Genomic DNA, 17,074 nt, shown 5'->3' with positions numbered 1-17,074 from the left:
TCAGCCCACCGTCCAGATGTCGAAGAGACGCACTTCCAGCACGGCGAGCACGACCGCGCCCGCCGCCACCGTCGCCGAGCCCCAGCGGCTCCGCTCCGCCAGCGACATGAAGCCGGCGATGGGCACCGCGCACAGGGCGCCGAGCAGATAGGCGACGAAGATCGTCGTCCCCTCCTCGGCATGCTCGCCGCGGACCAGCTGCACGATGCCGACGATCAGCTGGACCAGGACCAGGAAGGTCACCACGGCCATGCCGATGAAGTGCCAGTCCTTGGTGGGCTGGTCCCGGTAGGCGGCGAAGCCGCACCAGGCGGCGAGGGCGAGCGCGGCCACCGAGACCGCGACCGTGAGGGCGTCAAGCATGCGCCCGAGGGTATTACGGGCCGAATGGCCCGATGCTCGCGGCCCCCGCGAGGCCCGCCGGGGGACCGTGGCCTTGGCCACATCCGGCCCCGGCGGGCCGCCCGCCCGGACCGGCTCCCGCGCAGGCGGCACAGGGTGGGGCGGGTCGCCGGGACCGTCCGCCCCACGTCTCAACGGTGTCCGGAATGCGGACAGCGGACTTCCGTTCGCGACTGCGCATGCTTTACTTGCAGCCATGACCACGACGAGCAGCCGCATCCTTGCGACCGAGGCGAACACGACGCCCGGTGCTCGTTGTATGTGTCGAATGTGCGCCTTCTGAGGGCCCCCGCCTGAGCCTCGCGCCCCGAAGCGAGACCCGACGGCCGAGCCGATCCGCCCGCCTCACCGGCGCCGGACCGTGCCTGCCCCGCGCACCCCGCCACCCCGGCCGTCCGCCGGAGCGGCTTCCCGTGCGCCTGACTGTCCGAATGACGAATGCCCCGTGCACGGCGGACCCACGCGTCGCGCACTCGACAGTGACGGAAACCCCTGTGATCACCACTTCGGGCCTGACCAAGGTCTACGAGTCACGTGGCCGCCAGGTCACCGCCCTGGACGGCGTCGACCTCCACGTCCGCGAGGGCGAGGTCTTCGGCGTGATCGGCCAGAGCGGCGCCGGCAAGTCCTCCCTGATCCGCTGCGTCAACCTGCTGGAGCGCCCCACCTCCGGCACCGTGACCGTCGACGGCGTCGACCTCACCGCCCTCGCCGGCAAGGGCCGCCGGGCCGGCAAGGACCTGCGCCGGGCGCGCAGCAGCATCGGCATGGTCTTCCAGCACTTCAACCTGCTGTCCTCCCGCACCGTCAAGGACAACATCGAGCTCCCCCTGGAGATCCTCGGCGTCCCCGGCGCCGAGCGCTCCCGCCGCGCCCTCGAACTCCTCGACCTCGTCGGCCTCGCCGACAAGGCGAAGAACTACCCGGGCCAGCTCTCCGGCGGCCAGAAGCAGCGCGTCGGCATCGCCCGCGCCCTCGCCGGCGAGCCCAAGGTCCTCCTCTCCGACGAGGCCACCAGCGCCCTCGACCCGGAGACCACCCGCTCGATCCTCCAGCTCCTGCGCGACCTCAACCGGCAGCTCGGCCTCACCGTCCTGCTCATCACGCACGAGATGGACGTCGTCAAGACCATCTGCGACTCCGCCGCCCTCATGCAGAAGGGCCGGATCGTCGAGTCCGGCACCGTCGCCGAACTCCTCGCCACCCCCGGCTCCCAGCTGGCCGCCGAGCTGTTCCCGGTGAGCGGGCACGCCACCGGCGCCGACCGCACGGTCGTCGACGTCACCTTCCACGGCGAGGCCGCCACCCAGCCGGTGATCTCGCAGCTCTCCCGCACGTACAACATCGACATCTCCATCCTCGGAGCCGCGATGGACACCGTCGGCGGGAAGCAGATCGGCCGGATGCGGATCGAACTGCCCGGACGGTACGAGGAGAACGTCGTCCCGATCGGCTTCCTGCGCGAGCGGGGCCTCCAGGTCGAGGCGGTGGACGACCCGCGGGACGGAGCCGCCCCCGCCCCCCACCGTCCCCGTACAGCAGCACGTGCTCGCGAAGGAGAGTGCCAAGTGACCTGGGAAGAGATGCGCCCCCTGCTCGAACAGGGCACGGTCGACACCCTCTACATGGTCCTGTGGGCCACCGTCGTCACCATCGTCGGCGGCCTCCCGCTCGGCATCCTCCTCGTCCTCACCGACAAGGGCGGACTGCTCCAGAACCGGCCCCTGAACAAGGTCGTCGGTGCGATCGTGAACATCGGCCGTTCGCTGCCGTTCATCATCCTGCTGATCGCCCTGATCCCCTTCACGACCTTCGTCGTCGGCACCTTCATCGGCCCGACCGCGATGATCGTGCCGCTCGCCATCGGCGCCATCCCCTTCTTCGCGCGCCTCGTCGAGACCGCGATCCGGGAGGTCGACCACGGCCTCGTCGAAGCCGTCCAGTCCATGGGCGGCGGCATCCCGACCATCGTCCGCAAGGTGCTGCTCCCGCAGGCCCTGCCCTCGCTGGTCGCCGCCGTCACCACCACCGTCATCGTGCTCATCGGCTACTCGGCGATGGCCGGCGCGGTCGGCGGCGAGGGACTCGGCTCCAAGGCCGTCACCTACGGCTACCAGCGCTTCGACACCACCTTCATGCTCGTCACCGTCGTCGTCCTGGTCGCCGTCGTCACGGTCGTCCAGCTCCTCGGCGACGGGGTCGTACGGCTCCTCGCCCGCCGCGGCCGCACCGCCTGACGGCACCTCAGACCATCCCCCCAGAGCCCGGACTTGTTGTCCAGGCGTCCACCGCTCCACATGAAAGAGGCACTCTTCGTGCGTAAGAACACCAAGCTCGCCGCCGGCTTCGCTTCCGTCACCGCCCTCGCCCTCGGCCTCACCGCCTGCGGCACCTCCTCGGACCCGTCCTCCGCCAAGGACGGGGCCGGCTCCGCCGACAAGGCCCTCGTCGTCGCCGCGTCCCCGACGCCCCACGCCGACATCCTCAAGTTCGTCCAGGACAACCTGGCCGCCAAGGAGGGCCTGAAGCTGGAGGTGAAGGAGTTCACGGACTACGTCCTGCCCAACACCGCCACCCAGAGCGGCCAGGTCGACGCCAACTTCTTCCAGCACAAGCCCTACCTGGACGACTTCAACGCGAAGAACAAGACCACCATCGTCCCGGTGGTCAACGTCCACCTGGAGCCGCTCGGCGTCTACTCCAAGTCCCTCAAGTCCCTGAAGGACATCAAGGCCGGCCAGACGATCGCCGTCCCCAACGACACCACCAACGAGGGCCGCGCGCTCCACCTCCTCGCCGACAACGGCCTCATCGTCCTCAAGGACGGCGTCGGCACCGACGCCAAGCTCTCCGACATCACCGACAAGAAGGGCCTGGAGTTCAAGGAGTTGGAGGCCGCCACCGTGCCCCGCGCCCTGAACGACGTCGACGCCGCCGTCATCAACGGCAACTACGCCATCGAGGCCGACCTCTCCCCGTCGAAGGACGCCCTGGTCCTGGAGAAGGGCGAGGGCAACCCCTACGCCAACCTCCTCGCCGTCAAGAAGGGCAACGAGAACGACCCCCGGGTGGAGAAGCTCGCCAAGCTCCTCAACTCGCCCGAGGTGAAGAAGTACATCGAGGACACCTACAAGGGCTCCGTCATCCCCGCCTTCGGCGCCGCCAAGTAGCTCCGCCGGTACAGTCCTTGACCACAAGGCCCCGCCCGCCCCGTCCGGCGCGCGGGGCCTTGTGCTCACCCGCGCATGCGCGCCGGCGGCGCCATGCTGCATGCTGTGCCTTCACGGTCTTCACGTATGGAGCTGCGCATGACTACCACCTTCCCGGACGTCTCCATCAACACGGAGCGACTGGTGCTGCGCCCGTACGAGGAAGCCGACATCCCCGCCTTCGTCGAGATGATGAACGACGAACTCGTCACCGCCTGGACCACGGTGCCGCGGCCGTACACCCGCGCCCACGCCGAGGAATGGGTCCGCGCGATCGCCCCCGCCGAGCGGACCGAGGGCCGCGGCATCGTCCTCGCCGTCACCGAGTTCCTGACCCAGCGTCTGGTCGGCACCGTCCACCTCTACGACACCGACTGGCGCGTCCGCACGACCGAGGTCGCGTACGTCACCGCCCCCTGGGCCCGCGGCGAGGGCTACGCCACCGAGTCCGTCCTCGCCACCGCCCAGTGGCTCTTCCGCGACCGCGGCTTCGAACGCCTCCAGCTGCGCACCGCCGCCGACAACACCGCCTCCCAGCAGGTCGCCCAGAAGATCGGGTGCATCAGCGAGGGCGTCCTGCGCAACGCCTGGATAGCGCGCGGCCTCACCGAGAGCGGCGAGTGGACCGACCTCCGCACCGACCTCATCGTCTGGGGCCTCCTCCCCGAGGACCTCGAAGGCGTCGCCGACCAGATGGCCGAGGCCGGATACTCCTCGTACACCGACTGGAGCTGAGCGTTCCGGGGTCCGGCCCGGGGTACGCTCGGCACGCCCCCGACCTGCGACGACACCACAGGAGACAGACGCGATGGCCGACCGGGTCACGGTGATCGGCTGGGACGGATCGCCCCTCACCGCGGCGGCCGGGTCCGCGCTCTCGGCCGCCACCCTGGTGGCCGGCGCCGCCCACCACCTGGCGCTCCCCGAAGTACCCGCCGGCGCCGAACGCGTCCGGCTCGGCAGCGTCGGCCTCGCCGCCCGCCGGATCGCCGGCCACCGCGGCACCGCCGTCGTCCTCGCCGACGGCGACCCCGGCTTCTTCGGCGTGGTCCGCGCCCTGCGCGCCCCCGAGCACGGCCTGGAGGTCGAGGTCGTCCCCGCCGTCTCCTCCGTCGCCGCCGCCTTCGCCCGGGCCGGCATGCCCTGGGACGACGCCCGCGTCGTCGTCGCCCACGAGAAGACCCTGCGCCGCGCCGTCAACGTCTGCCGCGCCCACCCCAAGGTCGCCGTCCTCACCTCCCCGGGCGCCGGCCCCGCCGAACTCGCCCTCCTCCTCGAAGGCGTGCACCGCACCTTCGTCGTCTGCGAGCAGCTCGGCACCACCCGCGAACAGGTCTCCGTCCTCACCTCCGACAAGGCCGCCGACCACACCTGGCGCGACCCCAACGTCGTCCTCGTCATCGGTGGCGCCGGCGCCACCGGAGCCTCCGCCGCCCCCTGGCTGATGGGGCACGACCCGGCCGCCGGAGCCGTACGGGGCTGGGCCGGCCGGCCGGAGGAGCACGGCGCCGAGGACCGGCCCGGCATCGGCCAGGACCCCACCCTGCGCGCCGTCCAGCTCGCCCGCCTCGGCCCCCGCGCCGGCGACCTCGTCTGGGACATCGGCAGCGCCGGGGGGACCTTCGCCGTCGAGGCCGCCCGCTTCGGCGCCGCCGTCATCGCCGTCGACGCCGACCCCGCCGCGCGGGCCCGCACCGAGGCCGCCGCCCGCCGCCACGGCGTCCTCCTCCAGACCGTGACCGGCCGTGCCCCGCACGTCCTGGAGAGCCTTCCCGAACCCGACGTCGTACGGGTCGGGGCCGGCGGCGTCCCCGTCGTCACCGCCTGCACCGACCGGCGTCCCGAACGGATCGCCGCCCACGCCACCACCCGCGACGAGGCCGAGGCGATCGGCACCGCCCTCGCCTCCGGCGGCTACGCCGTCGAGACCCTCCTCCTCCAGACCGTGGGCCTCGATCCCGCCGACTGGACCGAGCGCGAACGCTCCGTCGTCTTCCTGCTCACCGGCCGCAGGACCACCGGCGCCCCGTGACCCGGCCGGACGCGGGGGCAGGTAGGCTGGCCGATTGTTGTACCGCACGGGGATGTTCGGCAGGTTGTTCGTCAATGTCCCGAATCGATGACCGTCTTGACCCGTTCTCGGCGGTCACCGGCGTGCGGGACACCGGGGGGACCGCGCGACGTGGCGCAGTCCACAGCGCACCGTGGCGGATCCGCCTGCCACGATGGCCGCGGGCCGCGACAATGCTTGTGTGTCGGCGTGCGTCCGTGCCGCGCGGCGCAGGCGCTCGTTCTCGTTGACGGGCGCGGCTCTGAACGAACACAACGATGGGCGAGGGGTACGCATGACGGACACCGGCCAGGTCCCGGGTGAGGGACTGCCGGAGAACGCAGGCATGGTCGAGCAGCCGGGCATCCCCGCTCCGGGCGCGTACACCTTCCTGGACCCCTCCGGCCCCGTCCCCGGTCAGCTTCCCGAGGACGACGACATGCTGCTGATGCCGGGTGCCCAGGGCGCCTGGAGCGAGCATGCCCCCGGCGTGGCGCCCGCCCCGCCGGTCGCCGTCCCCGCCCCGCAGGCGGCCCCGATGGGCGATCCGCTCACCGACCCGCTGCCGGATCCGCTCACCGATCCGCTCACCGGACCGCTGCCGGACCCCCTTACCGGCCCGCTCCCGGACGGCCTCGTCCTCGCCGACCAGCTCACCGCCCCGGTCACCCCGGCGCACGGCGTCCCCGTGCCCGGTGCCACCCCGCCGCAGGGCGTGCCGCTCGGCACCCCGGCGCACGGCGTTCCGGTCGCCCCGCAGGAGCCCGTCGCCACCGCCCACGGCTACGAGCCCGGCATCCTCGACACCGGCGCCCACGAGGCCGCCGGCCGCGACTCCGGCTCCGTCGACCTCGGCGGCGTCCGCGTGCCGCCGGCCGCGCCGCAGCCCGCCCCCGCGCGCCGTCCGCTCCACATGGGTCCGCCGGTCCCGGACACCGCCACCGGCGGCGTCGTGCGCTCGCTCGCCGACCGGGGTCCGGCCGCGCCGGTGCCGGTCGCCCCGCAGGTCCCGGCGCCCGCCCCGGAGGCGCTCGTGGCCACCGGCCCGGTGCCCGTACGCACCCCCGGGCCGCCCACCACCGGGCCCGAGTACTTCGACATCGCGCAGGACCAGCAGACGGCCCCGCAGGGCGCCGAGCCGTGGGCCGCGCAGCCGCAGGAGACCCCGGCACCCGCCGAGGCCCCCGCAGAAACGGTCGTTCCGCAGGGCGGCCTGTTCGTGCAGGTCGAGGGCACCGTCCCGACGGCCGAGCAGCCCGCCCCGACGCCGCCGGCCGGGACCCCGATCCCCGCGCCGGAGGCCGTCGTGCCCGAGGCCGTCGTGCCCGCGCCGCGCGAGCCCGAGCCCGAGCCCGCCGCCGAGGCGCTCCCGGCCCCGGAGGCCGAGCAGCCGCCCGCCGAGCCGGTGGCCCCCGTGGCCGAGGCCGCGCCGGAGGTCGTCGAGGTGGCGGCCGTCGAGGTGGAGGCCGTCGCGCCCGCCGAGGCGCCCGTGGCCGAGGTCCTGGAGACCGCCGCGCCCGCCGACGTACCGGCGGAGACCGCGCCGGAGGCCCCGGAGGCCCCGGCCGTCGAGCCCGTCGCGGTGGACGCCGTCGTGGCCGAGCCCGCCGTGGCCGAGCCCGTGGCGGCCGAGGAGCCCGTGGCCGTCGAGCAGGCCGTCGAGCCCGTGGCCGTCGCCGTCGAGCAGGCCGTCGAGCCCGTGGCCGTCGCCGTCGAGCAGGCCGTCGAGCCCGTCCCCGCCGAGCAGGCCGTCGAGCCCGTCGCCGTCCCCGCCGAGCAGCCCGTCGTCGTGGCGGCTCCCGTCGAGGTCGCCGCCGAGCCCGCAGCCGCCGCCGAGCCGGAGCCCGTCGTCGAGGCCGAGCCCGCTGCCGAGGCCGCCACCGAGGCCGAGGCCGTCGTCGAGGCCGAGCCCGTCGTCGAGCCGGAGCCCGAGGCCGAGCCCCAGCCCGTCGCCGCCGAGCAGGCCCCCGCCGAGACGTTCGCCGACGCCGCCGCCGCGGTGCCCGCCGAGGCCCCCGTCGTGGCCGTGGCCGAGGAGATCCCGGTCGTCGCCGAGGACGCTCCCCGGGCCGAGGCCCCGGCCGCCGCCGAAGAGGCGGAGGAGCAGGAGGAGCCGGAGGAGGACGAGCCCCGCCCCGCCGCCCCCGGCTACGCCGAGGCCGAGCGCGAGGCGGTCCTGCGCGTGATGCGCGAGCGCCGCGACATCCGCAACGGCTTCCGCTCCGACCCGATTCCGCACGAGGTGCTGCTCCGCGTCCTGGAGGCCGCGCACACGGCCCCCAGCGTCGGCCACTCGCAGCCCTGGGACTTCGTCGTCATCCGCTCCGCCGAAACCCGGCAGACCATGCACGAGCTGGCCCAGCACCAGCGCGAGGCGTACGCCAAGTCGCTGCCGAAGGCCCGGGCGAAGCAGTTCAAGGAACTGAAGATCGAGGCCATCCTCGACACCCCGGTGAACATCGTCGTGACCGCCGACCCCACCCGGGGCGGCCGGCACACCCTCGGCCGTTACACGCAGCCGCAGATGGCCCCGTACTCCTCGGCCCTCGCCGTCGAGAACCTCTGGCTCGCCGCCCGCGCCGAGGGCCTCGGCGTCGGCTGGGTCAGCTTCTTCGACGAGCGCGAGATGGTCCGCGCCCTCGGCCTCCCCGACCACCTGGAGGTCGTCGCGTACCTCTGCGTCGGGTACGTCGACGAGTTCCCGGACGAGCCCGAGCTCATGCAGGCCGGCTGGTCCAAGCGCCGCCCGCTCGCCTGGGTCGTCCACGAGGAGACCTACGGCCGCCGCGCCCTGCCCGGCGAGGAGCCGCACGACCTGCTCCAGGAGACCGTCGCCTCCATCCGCCCGCTGGACGCCAAGGCGCTCGGCGAGGCCTGGGAGCGGCAGAAGCGGATGACCAAGCCGGCCGGCGCGCTCGGCATGCTGGAGATCATCTCCGCGCAGCTCTGCGGCCTCTCCCGGGCCTGCCCGCCGCCGATCCCGGAGCCCGCCGCCGTCGCGATCTTCGCCGGCGACCACGGGGTGCACGCCCAGGGCGTCACCCCCTGGCCGCAGGAGGTCACCGGCCAGATGGTGGCCAACTTCCTCGGCGGGGGAGCGGTCTGCAACGCCTTCGCCAACCAGGTCGGCGCCGAGGTCTGCGTCATCGACGTGGGCGTCGCGAGCGAGCTGCCCGCCACCCCCGGCCTGCTGCCCCGCAAGGTCCGGGCCGGCTCGGGCGACTTCACCACCGGCCTCGCGATGACCCGCGAGGAGACGATCGCCGCGATGGAGGTCGGCATCGAGACCGCCCGCGACCTGGTCGCGGCCGGGAACAAGGCGCTCCTCACCGGCGAGATGGGCATCGCGAACACCACCGCGTCCGCCGCGCTCATCTCCGTCTTCACCGGCGTCGACCCGGCCGAGGTCACCGGCCGCGGCACGGGCATCAACGACGAGACCCACGCCCGCAAGGTGGACGTGGTCCGCCGCGCCCTCGACCTGCACAAGCCGGACCCGCAGGACCCGATCGGCGTCCTGTCGCAGATCGGCGGCCTGGAGCACGCGGCCCTCGTCGGCTTCATCCTGGGCGCCGCCTCGCTGCGCACCCCGGTGATCCTCGACGGCGTCTCCACCGGCGCGGCCGCCCTGGTCGCCCGGGCGATCGCCCCCGAGTCGCTGGCGGCCTGCATCGCGGGCCACCGCAGCGCCGAGCCCGGCCACGTGGCCGCGCTCAACAAGCTGGGCCTGCGTCCGCTGGTCGACCTGGACCTCCGCCTCGGCGAGGGCACCGGCGCCCTGCTCGCCCTCCCGCTGGTGCAGAGCGCGGCCCGCGCGATGCACGAGGTCGCGACCTTCGACTCCGCGGGCGTCACCGAGAAGTAGTCCGTACGGCCCCGGCGCCCCCGCCCCCTCGACGGGGCGGCGGCACCGGGGCCGCGCCGTACCCCGGCGCCCCCGCCCCTCCCCAGGGGCGAGGGACGAGGGTCACAAGGTGCCCACGTCGTGTCACCGATATCGTGGTCACCGGGCCTCCCGCCCGCCCCACCAGCCGCTTCACCGCCGCAGCGGCCCCGCAAGCCCCGTCCGAGGAGCCGCCCGCACATGGCCCAGCACGTCGAGCCCGCCGAGCACCCCGCCTACCCCGTCGGCCTCCGCCTCGCCGGCCGGCGCGTCGTCGTCCTCGGCGGCGGCACGGTCGCCCAGCGCCGCCTGCCCGCCCTCATCGCCGCCGGCGCGGACATCACCCTGATCTCCCCCTCCGCCACCCCCTCCGTGGAGGCCATGGCCGAGACCGGCGAGCTCACCTGGGTCCGCCGCCGCTACGAGGACGGCGACCTGGCCGACGCCTGGTACGCGCTCGTCGCCACCACCGACGCGGCCGCCAACGCCGCCGCCTCCGCCGAGGCCGAGCGCGCCCGCGTCTGGTGCGTCCGCTCCGACGACGCCGAGGCCGCCACCGCCTGGACCCCGGCCACCGGCCGCGGCGCCGGCGTCACCGTCGCCGTCCTCACCGGCCACGACCCGCGCCGCTCCGCCGCCGTCCGCGACGCCATCCTGGAGGGCCTGCGCGACGGCTCGCTCGCCGCTCCCGCCCAGCGCGCCCGCACCCCCTTCGTCGCCCTCGTCGGCGGCGGCCCCGGCGACCCCGACCTCATCACCGTCCGCGGCCGCCGGCTGCTGGCCGAGGCCGACGTCGTCATCGCCGACCGGCTCGGCCCCCGCGACCTCCTGGACGAGCTGCCCCCGCACGTCGAGGTGATCGACGCGGCGAAGATCCCGTACGGCCGTTTCATGGCGCAGGAGGCCATCAACAACGCGCTGATCGAGCACGCCAAGGCCGGGAAGTCCGTGGTCCGCCTCAAGGGCGGCGACCCCTTCGTCTTCGGCCGGGGCATGGAGGAGGCGCAGGCGCTCGCCGCCGAGGGCATCGCCTGCACCGTCGTGCCCGGCATCTCCAGCTCCATCTCGGTCCCCGGCGCGGCCGGCATCCCGGTCACCCACCGCGGCGTCGCCCACGAGTTCACCGTGGTCAGCGGCCACGTCGCCCCCGACGACCCGCGCTCGCTGGTCGACTGGGCCTCGCTCGCCAAGCTCACCGGCACCCTGGTGATCCTCATGGGCGTCGACAAGATAGGGAAGATCGCCGAGGCGCTCGTCGCCCACGGCAAGGCCCCCGACACCCCGCTCGCCCTCGTCCAGGAGGGCACCACCGCCACCCAGCGCCGGGTGGACGCCACCCTCGCCACCGTCGCCGAGGTGGTGCGGGCGGAGGAGGTCCGTCCGCCGGCCGTCATCGTCATCGGCCCGGTCGTCGCGGAGGGACCCGACAAGCTCACCCGCTGACACCCCGCACCCACCCGCGGTGGGACGGGCGGCGACCGCCGCCCGTCCCACGCATTGGCACCACACCCCGGACAAGGCAGTATCACCCCGTGGCCGAACTCATCACGATCACCGACGCCGACGACCCCCGTCTCCACGACTACACCGGCCTGACCGACGTCGAGCTGCGCCGCCGGCGCGAGCCCGCCGAGGGCCTGTTCATCGCCGAGGGCGAGAAGGTCATCCGCCGCGCCAGGCAGGCCGGTTACGAGATGCGGTCGATGCTGCTCTCCGCCAAGTGGGTCGACGTCATGCGCGACGTCATCGACGAGGTCCCCGCCCCGGTGTACGCGATCCAGCCCGACCTCGCCGAACGCGTCACCGGCTACCACGTGCACCGCGGCGCCCTCGCCTCGATGCAGCGCAAGCCGCTCCCCGAGGCGGGCGAACTCCTCGCCGGAGCCCGCCGGGTGGCGGTCATGGAGTCGGTCAACGACCACACCAACATCGGCGCCATCTTCCGCAGCGCCGCCGCCCTCGGCATGGACGCCGTCCTGCTCTCCCCGGACTGCGCCGACCCGCTCTACCGCCGCTCGGTGAAGGTCTCCATGGGCGCGGTCTTCTCCGTCCCGTACGCCCGCCTCGACACCTGGCCGCGCGGTCTGGAGGCGGTACGGGAGGCGGGCTTCAAGCTCCTCGCCCTCACCCCGGCCGAGAAGGCCACGTCCATGGACGTGGCCGCCCCGCACCGCCTGGAGCGGGTCGCCCTGATGCTCGGCGCGGAGGGCGACGGCCTCTCCACCCAGGCGCTGCGCGCCGCCGACGAGTGGGTCCGCATCCCGATGGCCCACGGCGTCGACTCGCTCAACGTGGGCGCGGCCGCGGCCGTCGCCTTCTACGCGGTCACGGCGGGTCGCCCCGAGGCGTAGCGCCTTCGCCCTCCCAACGGGCCCCGGCCGTCCTAGGATTGGCCGAACGCCCGGTTCGTCCGGGCGCGGGGGAGACGGGGGCGGGATGGGGAACGGCGTGCGTCCGCTGGGCTCGGGCGACCCGGTACGCGTGGGCCCGTACCGGCTGGAAGGGGTCCTGGGCCGGGGCGGCATGGGCGCGGTCTACCTCGCCCGGTCGCCGGGCGGCAAGCCCCTCGCGGTCAAGGTGATCAGGCCGGAACTCGCCCAGGACGCGGAGTTCCGGCGGCGGTTCGCCCGCGAGGTGCGCCTCGCACAGGCCGTGAACGGCGTCTTCACCGCCGGGGTCGTCGACGCGGATCCCGAGGGGGACCCGCCGTGGCTCGCCACGGTCCACGTCCCGGGCCCCTCGCTCGGCGCGGCCCTGCGGGTCACCGGACCGTGGCCCGAGCGTTCCGTGCTCGCCCTCGGGGCGGGCCTCGCCGAGGCCCTGGAGGCCATCCACCGCGCGGGGGTGGTCCACCGGGATCTCAAGCCCTCCAACATCCTGCTGGCGCCCGACGGACCCCGGGTCATCGACTTCGGCGTCTCGGCCTCCGCCGCCGGCACCTCCGCGCTGACCGGCAGCGGCGTGGTGCTGGGCACCGTGGGGTACATGGCGCCCGAGCAGCTCACCGGCGCCGAGGTCACGCCCGCCACCGACGTCTTCGCCCTCGGCGCGGTGCTCGCCCTCACCGCCTCCGGCCGCGGCCCCTTCGAGGAACCGTCGACCGGCGGCCGGGACGCGGGCCCGGCCCGGATCATGTACCGGGTCGCCCACGAGGAGCCGCACCTCGACGGCCTGCCGCCGCGCGTCCGGGAGCTCGTGCGCCGCTGCCTCGCCAAGGACCCGGCCGCCCGCCCACGGGTCGACGCGCTCCTCGCCGAACTGGCCCCGAGCGCGGCCGCCGCGGGGCCGTCGTGGCTGCCGCCCGCCCTGGCCGGACTCCTGCCGGGCCCGCACCCGGCGGCCCCCGCGCCGACCCTGGTGGACCCGGGCGCCGCGACCCTCTCGGCGGTCGGCGGTCCACCGGCGGGCCCCCGCACGGCCGGCGTCCCGGCCCCCGGTCCGTACGGCCTCGCGAAGACCGGGCGTCCCGGCCGCCGGCGCGGTGCCGTCGCGGCCGCCGCCGGCGCGCTCCTCCTCACGGCCGGGGCGCTGCTCTGGAACACCGTGGGCGGCGATCGCGAGGACCCCCGGCCCCCACGCGACACCCTCGTCTCGCCCACGGGATCCGTCACACCACCGCCCACCACGGACACCGGCCGTACCACCCCGCCCCCGACCTCCGCCCCGGCACCCTCGTCGAGCACCCCGGCCGGCGTCCCCGTCGCCGGCTCCTGGTGGGGGACGTACACCTGCGGCCAGGGCCTGACCCGGCTCTCCCTGCGGATCACCGGCACCGGGACCGGAGCCCTCTCCGCGCTGTTCACCTTCTCCGCGCACCCCGACAACCCGGGCGTGCCCACCGGTTCGTTCCGCATGATCGGCGCGTACGACCCGTACGAGCGCCGGATGGTGCTGCGCGGGGACAGCTGGGTCGAGCGCCCCGGCGACTACGTGATGGTCGACCTGGAGGCGCGGGTCCCGGCCGGCGGGACCCCCATGAGCCTGGAGGGGGAGATCCTGAGCGAGAACACCGCCTGTACGACCTTCGCCGTGGTCCGCCGCTCCTGAGCCCGGCCCGATCCGGAAGGGACGGCCTAGCCCTGGAGGGCCTGGGCGGCGGCGATGCCCAGGGCCACCAGGAGGGTCACCACCACGAAGACGACGAGCCGCTGGCGCAGCAGCCGGGGATTGGCGGGGCGGCGGCCGGTGGAGGTCGTCCGGCCGCTGGGCCGGGTGCCGGGCCGCGACTGCGGATTGCGGGAGCCGCCGGTGCGCGGGGACGCCGAGGGCCGCGAGGACGACGCGGGCCCGCGCCCCCTGGAGGCCGCGCGCTCCGGCTCCCGGCCCGGAGCGTCCCGCTCCGTGTACCGCTCGGTCGGCCGCAGCGTGCCGCGCTCCTCCATCCGCTCGCGCGGGGCCGGCGGCCGGGCGGACGGCAGGCCCTGCGCCTCGCGGGCCGCGATCTCCTTGAGTCGCATCGACAGCTGGAGGGTGCTGGGGCGCTCCTCCGGGTCCTTCGCCAGACAGGCCCGGATCAGCGGCGCGAGCGCGTCCGGCACCCCCTGGAGCTGGGCCTCCTCGTGCACCACGCGGTAGAGCATGACCTCGGAACTGCCGTGCCCGAAGGGGGAGTCGCCCATCGAGGCGTACGCGAGGGTGGCGCCGAGCGAGAAGACGTCCGTCGCCGGGGTGACGGCCGCGCCCCGCACCTGCTCGGGCGCGAGGAAGCCGGGGGAGCCGACCGCCGTGCCGACGTGCGTGAGGGTGCTGGCTCCGGTGGCCCAGGCGATCCCGAAGTCGATGATGCGGGGGCCCTTGGGGGAGAGCAGGATGTTCGACGGCTTCAGGTCCCGGTGCACGACCCCGGCCTCGTGGACGGCGACGAGCCCCTCCGACAGCGCGGCCCCGATCGAGGCCACGTCGGCGGCCCGCAGCGGGCCCTCCTCGGCGACCCGGTCGTGCAGCGAGGGACCGGGTACGTACTGGGTGGCGAACCAGGGCCGCTCGGCGTCCAGATCGGCGGCGACCAGCCGGGCGGTACAGCCGCCCCGGATCCGCCGGGCCGCCGACACCTCACGGGCGAAGCGCGAGCGGAACTCCTGGTCCTCGGCCAGGTCCGGACGGATCACCTTCAGCGCCACCCGCTGACCGCGCCGGTCGGAGCCGAGGTACACGACCCCCATCCCTCCGGCGCCCAGCCTGCGGTGGAGCCGGAACGCCCCGACGATCCGCGGGTCCTCGCGCCGGAGCCGCATCATCGCCATGTCCGTCCCCTCGTCCGTTCGACGTGGCACAGCTTACGTAGTGCCGCCCCCGCGCGCTCATAGGCCGCGCCCTCCCACCGGCATCGATTGTCAGTGCTGAGGGGGACGAAGGCCCCGTGCCGCACCGACTCTCCCCGCCAACACCCCTTGCCGTCCAGCCCACTTGACAGCGGCCCCGGACAACTCCCGCTGCCCCGCGCCCGCCACCGGAGCCACCCCGCGCACCCCGCCCCGCCCCGCTCCCCACCGGACGTGACCCATGTCACCCGGGGGCGCGTCCCCTCCGGGAAGACCCCCATCCGCGCGCCCCCGTCTCCACCCAGGGGAGTACTCCGGGAGGAGCGGCGTCATCCTCCCGTAGGCCCGAAAGCCGGTACGCGGGCATGACGCCCCGGGCCGTCCCGCTCCCTACTGTTGAGGTCATGCGGTGGGCGCGACTCTCGTCCCCCGAGGAACACGCGCCCACCGCACCGAGATCCGGCAAGAGAAGCGACAGGAGAGGACCATGGCCTACACGGCACACCGGCCGACCACCCGCCCCGCGGGACGCCGTCACCCCCTGGTGGCCACCGCCATGGTCCTCCCCCTCGCGGCCCTGCTCGTGGTCGTCTTCGGCGGCTGGGAGGCAGTGGTCACACAGGCGTCGTCCGTGGGCGTGATGCTGGGGCGCTGAGCGGCGCCCCGGACCCGGGAGAGCGGCCCGGGTCGGGGACATCGGCCGACAGCCCCGTGGGGACGGGGGTGCGGCGGACGACAGCGCAGGGGCCGGTCGGCCGGGGAGCCGACCGGCCCCTCCGCGTACCCCCGCCCGGTACCCGTCCCGCCCCTTCGCCGCCCACCCGCACCCGGTACCCGCACCGGGCACCCGCCGCGTACGCTCGCCGGATGGACCTCGTGGAGACCACCGGTGACGTGTTGGGGGCGCTCGCCCTGATAGCCCGCGGGGCCGTGCACGGCGAGGGGGACTGCGGCTGCGGCCCGGAGGAGGTCCGGGTCCTCGCGGACCGGGAGGACGGGGCCGTCGTACGGCACGGCGGGCTCGTCGCGAAGGCCCACGCCCCCGGCACCGCCGACGCGCCCCACGCGGCCCGGCTCGCGCTCGCCGGCCACCCGGACCTCGCCGGGATCCTCCTCCCGCCGGTCCCGGGGCCGCGGACCGAGCGCGTCGCGGGACGCCCGGTGACGGTGTGGCCGTACGGGCCTCCGGTCGACCCCGGCGACCCCGACGCGGCCCCCTGGGAGGAGGCGGCCCGACTGCTCGCCCTGCTCCACCGCACCCCGGCCCCGGCCGGCCCGCTCCCGGCGATGCGGGCCCCGGCGAAGGCGGCCCTCGCCGTCGAGCGGATGCTCCGCACCGCCCCGGACCACCCGGCCGCGCCCACCGTCCTCGCGGCCTGGCGCACGGTCGTCGAGGACCCGGGCGGCGCGGGGAGCGGGACCGGGGGCACGCGCGCGTACCTGTGCCACGGCGACTTCCATCTCGGCCAGCTCGTCCGGGACTTCCGCGGCGCGTGGCGCCTCATCGACGTCGACGACGCGGGGCTCGGCGATCCGGCCTGGGACCTGGCCCGCCCCGCCGCCTGGTTCGCCGCCGGGCTGCTGCCGGCGGAGGTGTGGGCGCGGTTCCTCGGCGCGTACGAGGCGGCGGGCGGTCCGGCCACCGGCCCGGACCCGTGGACCCGGCTGGATCTGCCCGCCCGGGCCCTGACCGTGCAGACCGCGGCGCTCGCGCTCGCCAAGTCCACGGCGGAGGGACGCGGACTCGACGAGGTCGAGGGCGTGATGATCGACACCTGTGCCAGGATCCCGGTCGCCCGAACCGTCCCCGGCTCCGCCGCGTCCTCATAAGCTGAAGCAGTCATACGAACGGCAACGGCAGGGGAGTTGAGCCGAGCATGCAGTGTCCCAAGTGTCACGCGGCGATGCACACGTACAACCGCAACGGCGTCCAGATCGAGCAGTGCAGCGGCTGCCGCGGGATCTTCCTGGACTACGGCGAGCTGGAGGCCCTGACCCGCCTGGAGTCCCAGTGGCAGGCCCCGCAGGCCCCGCCCGCCCCGCCGGCCGCCTACCCGGCCCAGGCCGCCCCGGCCGCCCCCGCCTGGGGCGCCCCGCACGGCGGCCACCACGGCGGTCACTACCGGCAGCGCGGCTTCGGCCGGATGCTCTTCTCCTCCTGAGCCGTCCCGGCCCCGGATCCGCGCGGCGGATCCGGGGCCGGTGGTCGTCCACCCGGGCCGCCACACGACCTGGCTCTTATACACAACTGAAGCAGCCGACGACTCTT

Annotated in this window: 13 protein-coding genes and 1 pseudogene; 12 read left to right on the top strand and 2 right to left on the bottom strand. The window is 75.0% G+C overall.

What is annotated here, in order from left to right; genetic code table 11:
- Positions 1-363 carry a hypothetical protein gene (locus tag ACFQ8C_RS05515; RefSeq protein WP_383452531.1) on the bottom strand — a complete coding sequence of 121 codons (363 nt, stop codon included), beginning with the start codon at positions 361-363 and terminating at the stop codon, positions 1-3.
- 533 nt (positions 364-896) lie between these two features.
- Here ACFQ8C_RS05515 and ACFQ8C_RS05510 point away from each other — a divergent pair.
- From ACFQ8C_RS05510 to ACFQ8C_RS05470, 9 genes and pseudogenes are all read left to right on the top strand, one after another.
- Positions 897-1,946 (top strand): annotated as a pseudogene (locus ACFQ8C_RS05510) (methionine ABC transporter ATP-binding protein); the annotation flags it as partial.
- Positions 1,947-1,985: 39 nt separating this feature from the next.
- Positions 1,986-2,639: a methionine ABC transporter permease gene (locus ACFQ8C_RS05505; RefSeq protein ID WP_383452621.1), complete on the top strand. Its 654-nt coding sequence runs from the start codon at positions 1,986-1,988 to the stop codon at positions 2,637-2,639.
- A gap of 78 nt (positions 2,640-2,717) precedes the next feature.
- Positions 2,718-3,572: a MetQ/NlpA family ABC transporter substrate-binding protein gene (locus tag ACFQ8C_RS05500; RefSeq protein WP_383452529.1), complete on the top strand. Its 855-nt coding sequence runs from the start codon at positions 2,718-2,720 to the stop codon at positions 3,570-3,572.
- Positions 3,573-3,698: 126 nt separating this feature from the next.
- Complete coding sequence (locus ACFQ8C_RS05495; protein WP_383452527.1) at positions 3,699-4,346, top strand: GNAT family N-acetyltransferase; 648 nt, start codon at positions 3,699-3,701, stop codon at positions 4,344-4,346.
- Between the two features lie 73 nt (positions 4,347-4,419).
- Positions 4,420-5,643: a precorrin-6y C5,15-methyltransferase (decarboxylating) subunit CbiE gene (gene cbiE, locus ACFQ8C_RS05490; protein ID WP_383452525.1), complete on the top strand. Its 1,224-nt coding sequence runs from the start codon at positions 4,420-4,422 to the stop codon at positions 5,641-5,643.
- 313 nt (positions 5,644-5,956) lie between these two features.
- Entirely contained in the window at positions 5,957-9,526 is a 3,570-nt protein-coding gene (cobT, locus tag ACFQ8C_RS05485; RefSeq protein ID WP_383452523.1) for a nicotinate-nucleotide--dimethylbenzimidazole phosphoribosyltransferase, read from the top strand.
- A gap of 219 nt (positions 9,527-9,745) precedes the next feature.
- The gene (gene cobA, locus ACFQ8C_RS05480) at positions 9,746-10,987 is read left to right on the top strand and encodes a uroporphyrinogen-III C-methyltransferase (protein WP_383452521.1); all 1,242 of its coding nucleotides are present in this window, start codon (positions 9,746-9,748) and stop codon (positions 10,985-10,987) included.
- An 89-nt stretch (positions 10,988-11,076) separates the two neighbouring features.
- Positions 11,077-11,895, top strand: coding sequence for a TrmH family RNA methyltransferase (locus ACFQ8C_RS05475; RefSeq protein WP_383452519.1), 819 nt, complete (start codon positions 11,077-11,079; stop codon positions 11,893-11,895).
- Between the two features lie 85 nt (positions 11,896-11,980).
- Positions 11,981-13,591, top strand: coding sequence for a serine/threonine-protein kinase (locus ACFQ8C_RS05470; protein WP_383452517.1), 1,611 nt, complete (start codon positions 11,981-11,983; stop codon positions 13,589-13,591).
- 26 nt (positions 13,592-13,617) lie between these two features.
- Here the strand turns inward: ACFQ8C_RS05470 and ACFQ8C_RS05465 are convergent, their stop codons facing one another.
- The gene (locus ACFQ8C_RS05465; RefSeq protein ID WP_383452515.1) at positions 13,618-14,787 is read right to left on the bottom strand and encodes a serine/threonine-protein kinase; all 1,170 of its coding nucleotides are present in this window, start codon (positions 14,785-14,787) and stop codon (positions 13,618-13,620) included.
- A gap of 505 nt (positions 14,788-15,292) precedes the next feature.
- Between ACFQ8C_RS05465 and ACFQ8C_RS05460 the strand changes: the two genes are divergently transcribed.
- From ACFQ8C_RS05460 to ACFQ8C_RS05450, 3 genes are all read left to right on the top strand, one after another.
- Positions 15,293-15,460 carry a hypothetical protein gene (locus tag ACFQ8C_RS05460; RefSeq protein ID WP_043228024.1) on the top strand — a complete coding sequence of 56 codons (168 nt, stop codon included), beginning with the start codon at positions 15,293-15,295 and terminating at the stop codon, positions 15,458-15,460.
- Between the two features lie 212 nt (positions 15,461-15,672).
- Positions 15,673-16,635, top strand: a complete 963-nt coding sequence (locus ACFQ8C_RS05455) for a phosphotransferase family protein (protein ID WP_383452512.1) — start codon at positions 15,673-15,675, stop codon at positions 16,633-16,635.
- Between the two features lie 47 nt (positions 16,636-16,682).
- A complete protein-coding gene (locus tag ACFQ8C_RS05450) occupies positions 16,683-16,967 on the top strand; it encodes a zf-TFIIB domain-containing protein (protein ID WP_079022306.1) in 285 nt (94 codons plus the stop codon).
- Positions 16,968-17,074: the final 107 nt, after the last annotated feature.

It is taken from the genome of Streptomyces sp. NPDC056503 (assembly GCF_042794995.1).
Lineage (GTDB): Bacteria > Actinomycetota > Actinomycetes > Streptomycetales > Streptomycetaceae > Streptomyces.
Note: the sequence above shows the minus strand (reverse complement) of the source record. Positions and strands in the feature narration are given on the sequence as shown.